At 60.1% G+C, this 13,638-nt stretch carries 11 protein-coding genes and 1 tRNA gene; 10 read left to right on the plus strand and 2 right to left on the minus strand.

Translation table 11 applies throughout. The annotated features are described in order from the left end of the window. Window positions 1-286: 286 nt before the first annotated feature. The 6 genes from AO268_RS16330 (at window position 287) to AO268_RS16355 (ending at window position 5,617) form a co-directional block, all read left to right on the plus strand. A complete protein-coding gene (locus tag AO268_RS16330; protein WP_099169253.1) occupies window positions 287-2,506 on the plus strand; it encodes an AsmA family protein in 2,220 nt (739 codons plus the stop codon). Further along, window positions 2,503-3,570 carry an A/G-specific adenine glycosylase gene (gene mutY, locus AO268_RS16335; RefSeq protein WP_099169254.1) on the plus strand — a complete coding sequence of 356 codons (1,068 nt, stop codon included), beginning with the start codon at window positions 2,503-2,505 and terminating at the stop codon, window positions 3,568-3,570. The genes AO268_RS16330 and mutY overlap by 4 nt, the downstream gene beginning before the upstream one ends. Further along, the gene (locus AO268_RS16340) at window positions 3,567-3,839 is read left to right on the plus strand and encodes an oxidative damage protection protein (protein ID WP_038445278.1); all 273 of its coding nucleotides are present in this window, start codon (window positions 3,567-3,569) and stop codon (window positions 3,837-3,839) included. The genes mutY and AO268_RS16340 overlap by 4 nt, the downstream gene beginning before the upstream one ends. 103 nt (window positions 3,840-3,942) lie before the next feature. After that, window positions 3,943-4,018: transfer RNA gene (locus AO268_RS16345), tRNA-Phe, on the plus strand. Window positions 4,019-4,162: 144 nt separating this feature from the next. Next, complete coding sequence (locus AO268_RS16350) at window positions 4,163-4,831, plus strand: hypothetical protein (RefSeq protein ID WP_076961646.1); 669 nt, start codon at window positions 4,163-4,165, stop codon at window positions 4,829-4,831. Window positions 4,832-4,933: 102 nt separating this feature from the next. Then, window positions 4,934-5,617 carry a DUF899 domain-containing protein gene (locus AO268_RS16355; protein ID WP_099169255.1) on the plus strand — a complete coding sequence of 228 codons (684 nt, stop codon included), beginning with the start codon at window positions 4,934-4,936 and terminating at the stop codon, window positions 5,615-5,617. Here AO268_RS16355 and AO268_RS16360 read toward each other — a convergent pair whose 3' ends face one another. Next, window positions 5,618-7,258 (minus strand): ArnT family glycosyltransferase, encoded by a 1,641-nt coding sequence (locus tag AO268_RS16360; protein WP_076961645.1) that lies wholly within the window; start codon window positions 7,256-7,258, stop codon window positions 5,618-5,620. Window positions 7,259-7,619: 361 nt separating this feature from the next. Between AO268_RS16360 and AO268_RS16365 the strand changes: the two genes are divergently transcribed. From AO268_RS16365 to AO268_RS16380, 4 genes are all read left to right on the plus strand, one after another. Continuing rightward, on the plus strand, window positions 7,620-8,573 hold the full coding sequence (locus AO268_RS16365) for a GIY-YIG nuclease family protein (protein ID WP_099169256.1): 954 nt from the start codon (window positions 7,620-7,622) through the stop codon (window positions 8,571-8,573). A gap of 3 nt (window positions 8,574-8,576) precedes the next feature. After that, on the plus strand, window positions 8,577-10,259 hold the full coding sequence (locus AO268_RS16370; protein WP_099169257.1) for an ATP-binding protein: 1,683 nt from the start codon (window positions 8,577-8,579) through the stop codon (window positions 10,257-10,259). 125 nt (window positions 10,260-10,384) lie between these two features. Then, window positions 10,385-11,326, plus strand: coding sequence for an alpha/beta hydrolase family protein (locus AO268_RS16375; RefSeq protein ID WP_099169258.1), 942 nt, complete (start codon window positions 10,385-10,387; stop codon window positions 11,324-11,326). 70 nt (window positions 11,327-11,396) lie between these two features. Then, window positions 11,397-11,810, plus strand: coding sequence for a hypothetical protein (locus AO268_RS16380; protein ID WP_076961643.1), 414 nt, complete (start codon window positions 11,397-11,399; stop codon window positions 11,808-11,810). 223 nt (window positions 11,811-12,033) lie between these two features. On the opposite strand, the gene gabP is transcribed toward AO268_RS16380, so the two are convergent. After that, a complete protein-coding gene (gene gabP, locus AO268_RS16385) occupies window positions 12,034-13,425 on the minus strand; it encodes a GABA permease (RefSeq protein WP_099169259.1) in 1,392 nt (463 codons plus the stop codon). Window positions 13,426-13,638 lie beyond the last annotated feature (213 nt).

The following is a 13,638-nucleotide window of genomic DNA, read 5'->3' on the forward strand; positions in this document are numbered from 1 at the left end:
CCAGTTATTAGTCTGTGTTCGCCAGGCGCTCTCCTCCTCGGCCTTTGCACGCAATGCGTGGCCGTTTTGTTGAGTTAAAGCTCCCTGTAGGCGCGACGTTTCGTCGCAGAAGGCGGGCGAACGCGCAAAGATTAGCACTTGGCGCGGCGAGAAAAACCAAACTGACACTACCTTTTTCGGCTCATCTGTTTTGTTTGACACTATGTAACGATGCGTAAACAGCCATGGGCCTGGCGGCGTTATACTCTGCGGCTAAATTTTAAAATCGACATACAAGGACTCGCCCATGAAAGCGTTCGGCAAAATCCTGGGTCTGGTACTCCTCGGGCTGTTGCTGATCATTGTGGCTCTGGGCTTTGCCCTGACCCACCTCTTCGATCCCAACGACTACAAAGAAGAGATTCGCCAGATTGCCCGCGACAAGGCCCACATCGAGCTGACGCTCAATGGCGATATCGGCTGGAGCCTGTTCCCCTGGCTGGGCCTGGAGTTGCATGAAGCCAGCGTGGCCACCCTGAGCAACCCTGCCCAACCGTTTGCCGACCTGCAGATGCTCGGCCTGTCGGTGCGCGTGCTGCCGCTGCTGCGCCGCGAAGTGCAGATGAGCGATGTACGCGTCGAAGGCCTGAACCTGCGCCTGAGCCGTGACAAGCAAGGCCACGGCAACTGGGAAGATATCGGCAAGGCACCGCCCGTTGCGGCCACCGGCACCCCCGAGGCACCCGCGACGAGCGCGCCAACCACGGCGCCAGCGCCAGAGAAGCCGGCCCAGCCGATCCGCCTGGATATCGACAGCCTGACGGTCAACAACGCCCGTATCGAGTACAACGACGAGCAGACCGGCAAGCAGTTCAGCGCCGAAAGCATCCAACTGAGCACCGGCGCCGTGCATGAAGGCGCGAGCATTCCGGTCAAGCTCACCGCCTTCTTCGGCAGCAACCAGCCGGTGATGCGGGTCAAGAGCGAGCTCAACGGCGAGCTGCGTTTTGACCGTGCCCTCAAGCGCTACCAGTTTGAAGACATGAAATTCTCCGGCGAAGCCACTGGCGAGCCACTGCAAGGCAAGACCGTGACCTTTGCCACCCAGGGCCAGTTGCTGGTGGACCTGTCGGCGAACATTGCCGAGTGGACCGGCCTCAAGCTCTCGCTTAACCAACTGCGGGCACTGGGCGAACTGAAGGTCAACGACCTGGATAAAACCCCGCAGCTCAGCGGCGCCCTGTCGATTGCCCAGTTCGACCTGGCCAAGTTCCTCGACAGCGTCGGCCAGCCCCTGCCGGCCATGGCCCCAGGGAGCCTGGGCAAGGTCGAACTGGTCAGCCGTCTGCAAGGCACGCCGTCGAGCCTGGCCCTGGAAGACCTCAACCTGAAACTCGATGGCAGCACCTTTACCGGGCGCCTGGCGGTGGAAGACTTTGCCAAGCAAGCCCTGCGCGTGCAGTTGAAGGCCGACACGTTCAATGCCGACCACTACCTGCCCGCCAAGTCCGAGGCCGCCAACAGCGCCGCCGTCGCGCGCCAGGCCCAAGTGCAGAGCAGCGAAGCCGGGGCCATGGCCGCCGGTGGCACCACGCCGTTGCCGGATGCGCCGACCCAAGGCGCCTGGAGCACCGACAAACTGCTGCCCCTGGCGCGCCTGCGCAGCCTGGACGTGATTGCCGACCTGTCCTTCGGCCAACTGACCCTGAGCCAGTTGCCTATCGAGAATGCAGCCCTCAAGGCCTCCGGCCAGGGTGGTCAGCTCAAGCTCGACACCTTGAGCGGCGGCCTCTACAACGGCACGTTCCAGGCCAGCGGCAGCCTCGACGCCCGCGAAGATGTGCCGGTGCTGGCGTTGCAGACCAAAATCAAGCAAGTGCCGGTCGAACGCATCCTGCAGGCCCAGGGGCAGACCCCGCCGGTCAAGGGCCAAATCACCCTCGACAGCAACCTGACCGGGCGCGGCAACAGCCAGAAAGCCCTGGTCGACAGCCTCAACGGCACCGCCAGCTTCGTCATCAACAATGGCGTGCTGCTCAATGCCAACCTTGAGCAACAGCTGTGCACCGGCATTGCCCTGCTCAACCGCAAGACGCTCGCCACCACGCCACGCAGCAAGGACACACCGTTCCAGGAACTCAAGGGCAACCTGACCTTGCGCAACGGCGTGGCCAGCAACCCGGACCTGAAAGTGCGCATCCCCGGCCTGACCGTCAACGGCAATGGCGACGTGGACCTGCGCGTGCTGGGCATGGACTACCGCGTGGGCATCATCGTCGAAGGCGACAAGCGCGACATGCCGGACCCGGCCTGCCAGGTCGGCTCGAACTTCCAGGGCATCGAAGTGCCGCTGCGCTGCCGTGGCCCGCTGGAACTGGGCGCCAAGGCCTGCCGCCTGGACAAGGACGGCCTGGGCCAGGTGGCCGCCAAGATGGCGGGCAACAAGCTCAGCGAGAAAATTGAAGAGAAGCTCGACAAGGTCAACCCCAAGCTCAAAGACGCCCTCAAAGGTTTGTTCAACCGATGAAAAACGAACAATTTTCAGCGGCCGTATTGGACTGGTACGACCGCCACGGTCGCCATGACCTGCCCTGGCAACAGGGCATCACCCCGTATCGGGTGTGGGTCTCGGAAATCATGCTGCAACAGACCCAGGTCAGCACCGTGCTCAACTACTTCGACCGCTTCATGGCCTCGCTGCCAACGGTCGAGGCCCTGGCGGCCGCGCCGGAAGATGAAGTGCTGCACTTGTGGACCGGGCTGGGCTACTACACCCGGGCGCGCAACCTGCAGAAGACCGCCAAGATCGTGGTTGCCCAATACGGTGGCGAATTCCCGCGCGACGTCGAGAAACTCACCGAACTGCCGGGCATCGGCCTGTCCACCGCCGGCGCCATCGCCAGCCTGAGCATGGGCCTGCGCGCGCCGATCCTCGACGGTAACGTCAAGCGCGTGCTGGCACGCTTCACCGCCCAGGAAGGCTATCCGGGCGAGCCCAAGGTGGCCAAGCAGCTGTGGGCCACCGCCGAGCGCTTTACCCCGCAGACCCGCGTCAATGCCTACACCCAGGCCATGATGGACATGGGCGCCACCCTCTGCACCCGCAGCAAGCCCAGTTGCCTGCTGTGCCCCCTGGAAAAGGGCTGCGAGGCGCACATGCTGGGCCTGGAAACCCGCTACCCGATCCCCAAGCCACGCAAGTCCATCCCGCAAAAGCGCACGCTGATGCCGATGCTGGCCAACCAGGAGGGCGCGATCCTGCTTTACCGGCGCCCCTCCACGGGCCTGTGGGGCGGGCTGTGGAGCCTGCCGGAGCTGGACGACCTGGACGACCTGGAACACCTGGCCAACCAGCACTCGCTGGCGCTGGGCAAACACCAGGAACTGCCGGGGCTGGTGCACACCTTCAGCCACTTCCAGCTGGCGATCGAACCCTGGCTGGTGCAGGTCGAGGAATCGGCCCATCACGTGGCCGAGGCCGACTGGCTCTGGTATAACCTCGCCACCCCGCCGCGCCTGGGCCTTGCCGCCCCGGTGAAAAAACTGTTGAAGCGCGCGGCCGACGTATTGAACGCAGGAGTTTCGTCATGACCCGCACCATCATCTGCCGCAAGTACCACGAAGAACTGCCCGCCCTGGAACGCGCCCCATTCCCGGGCGCCAAGGGCCAGGACATTTTCGACCACGTTTCCGCCAAGGCCTGGGCCGACTGGCAGAAGCACCAGACCCTGCTGATCAACGAAAAACGCCTGAACATGATGAACGCCGAAGACCGCAAATATCTGCAGGGCGAGATGGACAAGTACTTTTCCGGCGAGGATTACGCCAAGGCCGACGGCTACGTGCCGCCTGCTCAATAATTGAGCAAAAACCGGGGTTGGCACGTAAGCGACGGTAATAATTAAATATTTTTTGAAAACTTGCTTGACGACCCCCTGAAAAACCCGTTTAATGCGCCCCGTTGCCCAGATAGCTCAGTCGGTAGAGCAGGGGATTGAAAATCCCCGTGTCGGCGGTTCGATTCCGTCTCTGGGCACCACTAATACCGAAAAACCCCAAGTGAAGATGATTCCTTGGGGTTTTTTATTGCCTGCGATTTAATGGCTACAGGTTTGAGAGTTGTTTATTGCGAGGCTCCCTCGTTTAGCCTTTACTCAATTTTCAGTTGCAAGGTAATGACCTCATGACCCGGTACTTGTTCTGCGTACTCTGCCTGCTGACCACGCTGCTCAGCGGATGCGCCACGCAAATGGACGTGGCGATCAATGCCACACCTGACCCGGACTATCGCTTTGACCGCCAGGCAACGGTGCTGGTGACGTCGGTCGGTGGCAATGACGAGCGTGCGCTCAATGCCCGCTACTACCTGCGCGATATGGTCAGCGCCATGAAGGACCAGGGCTTTCGCGAGGTCTATACCGACATGACCCTCCCCAAGAATCGACCACCGAAAATGACCGTCACCCTCGATATCGACAGCCGTCGGGAGACTTACCGCTACACCGCCACCGACTATGGACAGGTGCCAACCAGCACTTCCACGGTGTGCAAGAACAGCAAGAAAAAAAGCGACCAGATGATCTGCACCAGCACGCCCAACACCACCTATGGCCCGGTGGGCAGCTCGGAGCGTACCGGCTACACCACCCTCACCACCTTCACCGCCACCGCCCGGGATGAAGCGAGCAAACGCGCGGTGTACCTGCTGCGTGTCACGTCCTATAACGATGACTGCCAGGCCGCCAAAGTCGAAGCCTTTGTGGTGCAGCAGGGCCTGCAGAACCTGAATTTCCAGGACCGTGTGCAGCGCAACTACAGCGTCACGATGCCCGAGGGGTATCGCTGCAAGTAGTCGAGGGGTGGCAGGAGAGCCGCCCCCACACCTCCTTGATCTATCCTCAACCCTGTAATGGCTGCCACTCGCCCCTTGCGCCGCCAGGAATGAGGACTCCCCATGACCATCTCCAAACCCGCACTGCCCGACGTCGTCTCGCCCCAGGAATGGGACACCGCACTCAAGCAATTGCTTATCAAGGAAAAAGCCCTGACCCGCGCCCAAGACGCCCTCAACGCCGAGCGTCGACGCCTGCCCATGGTCAAGATCAGGAACGACTATCTCTTCGACGGCCAGACCGGCAAGGCAAGCCTGCTGGATCTGTTCGACGGGCGCCGGCAACTGATCGTCTATCACTTCATGTTTGCGCCGGACTGGACTCAGGGCTGCGATGGCTGCTCCTGGGTGGTGGAGGCAATGCCTCACCCCGCCCACCTGAATGCCCGCGATACTTCGCTGGTACTGGTGTCCAGGGCGCCTTTGCAGAAACTAGAGGACTACAGGAAACGCATGGGCTGGGACCTGCCCTGGTATTCGTCGTTCGGCAGCGAGTTCAACGCCGACCTTGGCGCCACCACCGCCAAGGGTGAAAAGCATGGCGTCAGCGTCCTGCTGCGAGACGACGACACGGTCTACCGCACCTACTTCACTGGCGCGCGAGGCGTGGAGCACCTGGGCAGCCACTGGACCTACCTGGACCTGACGCCCTGGGGACGCCAGGAAACCTGGGAAGACTCGCCAAAGGGCTGGCCACAGACCGAGCCCTACAGCTGGATGCGCCGCCACGACGCATACGGCGGCTGATCACGGCACCCGGAACACCAGCAATGGGTTGTCATTGAGACGCCCATTGAACACGGGCGTCAGATGCTCCAGCGGTGTTCCCCGCAGTAATTCGGTTTCTTTGCGCGCCACAATGACCCAGGACGAACGCGGCAGTGCGTTCAGGCGCGCAAGGTCGTCACGCCCGACAAACAGCGGCTGCTCGTCATGATCCAGATTCATGATGTAGCGGATGGCCCAGGTGTCCTTGCCGAGGTTGAGAAACACCAGCGGCCCGGGGCGCTCGGCGCGCAGGGCTTCCACCGCGCCAACAAAGTTTTTGGTGTCAAATTGCAGATCCTTGGCCGGCTCCACGACTGTCACCAGCACCAGCCATTGAGTGGCCAACGCGATCAGGCTAAGCACCACCAATCGCGGCCCCACACGGCCGCGCATACGACGCCAGGCAGCCACCGCCGCCAGTTGCAGGACGATCAGCAGCGCAATCAATCCCGGCACTGAAACATCAGGCCAGTAACCGTGCTTGCTCCACAGCTGCCGGCAGACCAAGACCACGACAACCCCCAGCAGCGGCAGGATCGCCACCAGCCACTCATACCCCCGCCGCACGCCAAGCAACCAGCCGCGGGCCTGAAGCAGCCCATAGGCCGCCACAGCGGCAAACATCGGGACCATGGGCACGATGTAGTAGGCACGCTTGAAGTTCGGCACCGACAGCCCCAGCAGGATCATCAAGCCACAACCGCCCAGGCGCAGCATCAACTGCACATCGGCATCCTCATTGCGCGCCGACCAGGTGTGGCGCAGGGCAATCAACGTCGCCAGCGCCAGCGGGATCACCGGGAAATAACGGTACAAGCTCAGCTTGAAGTAAAAGTAGAACGGTTCGCCGCTTTCATCGAGGCGGCCGGCCACCTGCATCTTCATCACCTCGTCGGCAAACCCATCGCCACCGCTGATCCGCGCCAGCTTCAACAGCACCCACCAACAGGCAAGGAGCAGGACCAGGCCGATCACACCGTGGGCCATCACCTTTTTCAGCAGGCCAATCTTCTCTTCCCGCGAGCGGGCAGGCCCCAGCGCCCAGTACACACAGGCAACCCCACAGACTTCGATCAACCCCAAAGGGCCACGAATGGCAAACGCCGCCACGAACAAGGGAAAGATTGCGTACTGGCGCAGCTTTGAACCCAAACGCTCGCCGGTGTGCAGCAGGTAGAAACAGCCCAGGCACAGCAGGGAGACCATCTGGTCCAGGCAGACCGAGCGCGACTTTTCCAGCAATTGCGCCGTCAAGGCCGTGAGCAATACCGTCAGCAACGCCCATGTCCGCCCCGAGGGCACCAGCAAACGGTAGACCAGGGCCATGACCCCGGCCGACGCCAGGGCGGTGGGCATGACATTGGCCAGGTCGTTGGGCGCACCGAACAATCGGGCAAAGAGTAGGCTCAAATAGGTGGCGGTGCCCGGATAGTCCGGGTAAGGCTCACCGTAGGTGGTGGGGAAGAGGCTCGCGCCGTGGCGGAACATCTCCTGCATGAACACCGCCCAGCGTCCGTCAAAGCCTTGCGGCTGTTGATCCCAGATGCCCAGCGTAAATAACAACAAGGCCACCAGGAAAACACCCAGGGCCTCCAGACGAAAACGGTTGCGGTGTTCCATCGGTAAGCCTGTCAGGTAGGGGCACCGCCTCATGATGCCGACTGCCCGCCTGAATAACGCCTGAATCAAATTGAATATCTATCTGATGGGCGACGTATGGATAAGGTCCAGCAATAAAGGATTTGCCAACAGACGCCAAACCCGCCCAAAACCGAACAACTACTGAGGAGCCCAACAGTCATTTCAAAAGACAAGCCTGACAGCACTTCTGATTACACATATGCGGGCATCAAGGGATGTCTCAGCCGGCGTTTACTGGCATCCTCATCATCAAGAATGAACTCGGTCTCAAACGACTAAAACGCCGGTTCGCCCCAATCACCGCCGCCGTCACCGGCCAAATCTACCTACGAGCCTCCCCATGACTCAGGGCCGCAGTATTCGCCTGTTCCTCGTCGATGGCACGCCCAACGGCCTGCTCACCGCCGAGATCATCAACTGGTCTGGTCACGTCCTGACCGGCCCGCGCAGCAAGCTGGCCGAGTTAGTACAACGTCCTGAATGCAGCCGCACGGGCATCTACTTTTTGATGGGCCCAGATCCGGACGGCAGTCTGCGCAGTCAGGTCTACATTGGTGAGTCCGATGTAGTGGCGCAACGACTCAAGCAGCACAACCGGGAAGAAGACCAAGGCGGTAAGGATTTCTGGGAGCGTGTATGCCTGGTCACCAGTAAAGACCTGAATCTGACCAAGGCCCACGTCAAATATCTGGAAAGCGCCTTGATGCAGATTGCTCGCAATGCCGGGCACTGCATTGTCGTGAACGGCACGGCCCATGAGTACGACAACCTGCCCGAGTCGGATCGCGCCGATATGGCGTATTTCCTGGAACAAATCCGTATCGTGCTGCCCGCACTGGGCTTTGACTTCCTGCGGGAAGTCACTACGCCATCTCAGGTAAAGGAAACACTTGGTCTCTACAACGTAACTGTCAGCCAGTCTCCAGTCTTTGAGCTAACGAGCAAAAGCCGATCGGTCAAAGCTTTTGCCCAGGAAATTGACGGAGAATTCTTTGTACTCAAAAACTCTGCCTCCAGTGAAAACTGGAGCAGTTCACCTCACAGCTATCAGAGCCTTCACAACCGCATTGTCAGTGAAGGGGTACTCCCGTCAGCAGGCAGTGGCTTGCGCCTGTTCGCCATGGACTACCCCTTCGACAGCCCCAGCGCGGCTGCAGCCGTGGTGCTGGGCCGGCCTGCCAATGGCCGTAAAGAGTGGAAGGTGCAAGACACCGCAATTACCTACGGCGCATGGCAAGATCAACAACTTGAAGCACTCAAATCCCCTCCTGACGATTTGACGCCCCGGGAATAGTCCATGAACGAATCCGCCCTTCAACACTATCTACGCGAGCGTTTCCCTCAAGAAGATGCCGCCTGCGAGTGGAAGGAGTTCAAGAACCTGACCCACTCGGTATCTGGTCGCAAAGGGGAAGATATTGCCAGTTACCTGTCGGCCATTGCCAATATGGCCGGCGGGCACTTGGTAGTCGGCGTTGAGGATATTTCGCTACGGATTGTCGGTATTCAGCAATTCCACGATTACACCCCACAAAATATTCGTCAGCGTCTGCTTGGCCGTTGCAGTCATCTCGACTCCGAAGGTTTTCGGGTCGAGAGCTTTACCACCACGGATACCAATAAGATTGTTTGGGTGTTTCATATCCCGCAGCATCTTCCGCGACTACCGGTGTACGCCCACGACAAAGCCTGGCAACGCCTGGACGACGCATTGGTTGAAATGCGCCCGGAGCGATTGGCGGCGATTATCAACGAACCGATAGACACTAGTGACTGGTCCGCCGAAACAGTGCCCACGGCCACCCTTACGGACTTGGATGAACAAGCATTGGTCGTTGCTCGGGAGAAATTTTCCGAAAAGTACCGCAATGCACCGTTTGCCGCCGAGATAGCCGGGTGGGATACCGTAACCTTCCTGGACAAAGCCAAAATCACCATCCAGGGGCAGCTCACGCACACCGCCTTGTTGTTACTGGGCAATGCCCAATCCAGCCACTTTTTACCGACACTGGCGCAAATCACCTGGAAGCTGATGGGCGAAGAGCAGGCTTACGAGCACTTCGCGCCTCCCTTCTTGCTGGCAACCACCCAGGTGCTGCACCGCATCCGCAACATCAGCTACAAGTTGTTCCCGCAAAATCAATTACTGGCGACCGAAGTCAGCAAGTACGACACCCGTGTCATCCTCGAAGCCCTGCATAACTGCATTGCGCATCAGGACTATCAGCTTCGCTCGCGGATTATCGTCACCGAGCGGGTAGATCGCTTAGTGTTTGAAAGTACCGGTGGCTTTTTTCAGGGGCAGCCTGAGGATTACTTCAGCGGTGAACAGACGCCCAGCCGCTACCGCAACCCTTGGCTAACCCAGGCCATGGTCAGCCTCAACATGATCGACACAATGGGTTTTGGTATCCGCACCATGACGCTGTCACAGCGCAACCGTTACTTCCCACTACCGGACTACAGCAAATCAGAGGCACAAAAGGTAGTTCTGGAGATCTACGGCCATGTCATCGATGAAAACTACACCCGCCTGCTCCTTGAGCATCAAGATTTGCCACTGAATACCGTCATGCTGTTGGATCGAGTGCAGAAGAAACAGGCGATCACCGACGATGCCGCCGCCCTACTGCGCAAGCAAGGCCTGATCGAAGGGCGCAAACCCAACTATTACACCGCAGCTCAAATTGCTCATAACTCAGGCACCAAGAGCGATTACATCCGTAACAGGGCGTTTGATGATGCCCATTACAAGGCGATGATCCTCGACTATCTAAAGCACTACGGCTCAGCTACGCGGGGAGAGCTGGTGACATTGATCCTAGACAAACTTTCCGATGCCTTAGACGAAAAGCAGAAGCAGAACAAATTTCGCAACCTACTCAATGCGATGTCGACTCGTGACCAAACCATTGAAAAATCAGGGGGATTGCACAAAGGCCGGTGGATTCTAAAACCTTTGAAACACTCGCACGGCTAGACAAACTTTAGACAAACTCTAGACAAACTGTCCCGCACAGAGCGGGGGCCAATCGGATGCCGGAACAGGTCTGATCACACAGGCAGCGCGCTAAGGCCATTCCCCCAGGACATAGGTTGAAAACGATGAATCTGCACAGTGCCCCCTCGCTTGGGCCATCGACAATACCCGCAGCGGGCCAGCCTGAATCATTCAAGGAGACCGCCGAGGACGATTACCTTCTCGGCGGCTTCACCTGGCGCCATATCCGCACCGATATCGAGCGCCCGGTAGTCATCATCAACGCCGCCACCTCGGTGCGCTGCCGCCACTATTCGCGCTTTGCCGACTATCTGTTTGCCAATGGTTTGGACGTCATCACCTACGACTATCGCGGTATCGGCGAGTCGCGTAGTGGCTCGTTGCGTGGGTTCAAGGCCTCCTGGTCGGACTGGGGCCGGCTGGATTTCGAGGCCATGGTGCAGCGCGCGCAGCGCGAGTTTGCCGGGCAGCCCATTGATGTGGTCGGCCACAGCTTTGGCGGCTGTGCGGCCGGTCTCGGGGCGTCGGGGGCGGCCATCAGGCGCCTGGTTACCGTGGGCGCGCAGTTTGCCTACTGGCGGGACTATCAAGCGAACGGGCGCTGGCGGATGTTTGCCAAGTGGCACCTGGTGATGCCACTGGTGACCGCCCTCTGCGGGTACTTCCCGGGCAAGCGCCTGGGCTGGCTGGAAGACACGCCCGCCGGGGTGGTGCGCGACTGGAGCACACCCACGCCCACCTATGAGACACGGCCCAGCGGGCGCGTCCTGGGCGAACTGCCCTTTGCCCGGGTACAGGCGCAGATCCTGGCCATCAGCCTCAGCGACGACCCGTTTGGCACGGTGCCCGCCATTGAGCGCCTGCTGAATTACTTCCAGGCCAGCGAACGCACGCACTTGCGCATCGCCCCCATGGATATTGGCGAAGAAGCCGTCGGGCATTTCGCGTTTTTCCGTAGTGAATATCAGGATCGGTTGTGGCCGATTGCACTGGCGTGGCTGCAGCACGGCCAACTGGCGAGCGACACACCGGGTACGCAGCTGTAGAAACCCTTGGGATTTCGCCAGACCTGCGTTTCAATACGCCACCCAGATCCTGAACCAAGGACGTGAGCCCATGGCTTCGCCAGACAAGCAGCAAAAACGTGCCCAACGGGCCAAAGCCAAGGCCAAGCAGAACCGCACCCAGCGCGCCAATGCGCCGAAGCAGGATGCGTTTGCCGGTGACGACGAGCGTATTGACCTTGAGTCGGTGGACTTGACCGAACTGTTCGTGCAAATGCGCGCGGCCGGCGAGACCAGCCAGCAGGCGCTGTGTGCGGCATTCCTGGCGCACCCGCTGCTGGCGCTGGTGCTGGAGCAGGAAGGCGAAGAAAACGCCACGGACTTTATCCTGGCGGCGCTGATCGAGTATCGGCAGTGGTCCACCGACAGCGACGATGAAACGGCGGCGTTGGCGTGGATTGAATCGCCGCAGTTCCAGGCGGACTACGTGGCGGCATCCCAGACGCTGACCAGCGCGCAGGATTGATACAACACCAATGTGGGAGCCGGGCTTGCCCTAATGCCGATCAGTTAAGCGAGCGCAATGCTCAAAGCAGTGAAGATCAAATGTGGGAGCGGGCTTGCCCGCGATGGCGGTGGGCCAGTCAATATCGTAGTCGACTGAACCACCGCCATCGCGGGCAAGTCGAATCGTCGAACCGCCGCTCCCACAGTGCTTTTTGGCGCTAGGCAACACGCATTTCGACTCGTCAGTTGAGCACCGCAGCCCCCAACTTCTGGGCCCGGCGCCGGCTTGCCACCAGCAACCCCGCCGCAACCACCAGCAGGCTCAACACACCGGTCGCAATAATCTCCACCCGGTGCGCCTCCTGGAACAGCATGATGGTCAACGCGCCGACGATAAACACGATCACCGCATAGGTCAGGCCCGGAAACAGCCACATCTTGAAGGCAATTTTCTCGCCCGCCGCGGTACGTTTCTGACGCATGCGCAGTTGCGACACGGCAATCACCAGGTACACCAGCAACGCAATCGCGCCAGAGCTGGCCAGCAGGAATTCAAACACCGCCGCCGGGGCCACATAGTTGGCGAATACCGCAAGGAACGCCGCGCCCGTGGACAGCATTACCGCCCAATAAGGCGTGCCGCTCTTGTTGGTACGCTTGGCGACCGCCGGGGCATCGCCACGACGTCCCAGGGAGAACAGCATGCGCGACGCGGTGTACAGCGCTGAGTTCAGGCAACTGGTCACGGCGACCAATACCACCAGATCAACGATCAACTTGGCATTCGGGATGCCCATGCGTTCCAGCACAGTCTGGTAGGAACCGACGGCCGCCAGGGTCGGATCGTTCCATGGCACCAGGGCCACGACGATGAAGATCGACACCAGGTAGAACAAGCCGATCCGCCAGATCACCGAGTTGGTGGCCTTGGTGATCTGCTGGCCCGGGTTCTTCGATTCTGCAGCCGCGATGGTCACGATCTCGGTGCCCATGAACGAAAACATGGTGGTCAGGATCGCCGCCAACACCGCGCCCATGCCGTTGGGCAAAAAGCCCTGGGTATCGAACAGGTGCGAGACGCCGCTGACCTGGCTGCCCGGCAGCCAGCCGAAGATCGCCAGCACGCCGAGGATCACAAAACCAATGATCGCGACAACCTTGATCAAGGCAAACCAGAACTCGAACTCGCCGTAGTTCTTCACGCTGAACAGATTGGTGGCCGTCAGCAACAAGGTAATGACCAGGGTAAAGGCCCAGATCGCCACATCAGGGAACCAGGCATGCAGGATGGTCGCGGCGGCGTTGGCTTCCAGGGGAATGACCAATACCCAGAACCACCAGTACAGCCAGCCGATGGTAAAGCCGGCCCAGTGGCCGATAGCCCGGTCGGCGTAGGTAGAAAATGAACCGGTGTCGGGTGAGGCGACGGCCATCTCGGCCAGCATGCGCATCACCAGCACCACCAACGTACCGGCTGCGGCATAGGCCAGCAGCACGGCGGGCCCGGCTGCCGCAATCGCATGGCCGGAGCCGACAAACAGACCGGCGCCGATCACACCGGCAATTGACAACATGGTGACATGCCGCGGTTTGAGCCCCTGTTCGAGGTCATTGGAGCTTTGCGTACGACTCATTGACACACCTTTGCGAGGAATTGCGAATACGGTCCGCCCGGCCTGCTGCGCTTTCGTGAAAAGAAACAAACAGGGCGTTCTTTATTCTTTACGCAAGATTTGCGCCAAAATGTTACAAAACCAAGGTTGACGCGGGCTGTAGGAAAATCCTTCAGCGCTCGCAAGCCATTGAGATTACTGGCAATCCGCCACAACGTTACCGGCCGACTCACA

Origin of the sequence: Pseudomonas sp. ICMP 8385, from assembly GCF_002699915.1 — a bacterium.
Taxonomy (GTDB): domain Bacteria; phylum Pseudomonadota; class Gammaproteobacteria; order Pseudomonadales; family Pseudomonadaceae; genus Aquipseudomonas; species Aquipseudomonas gessardii.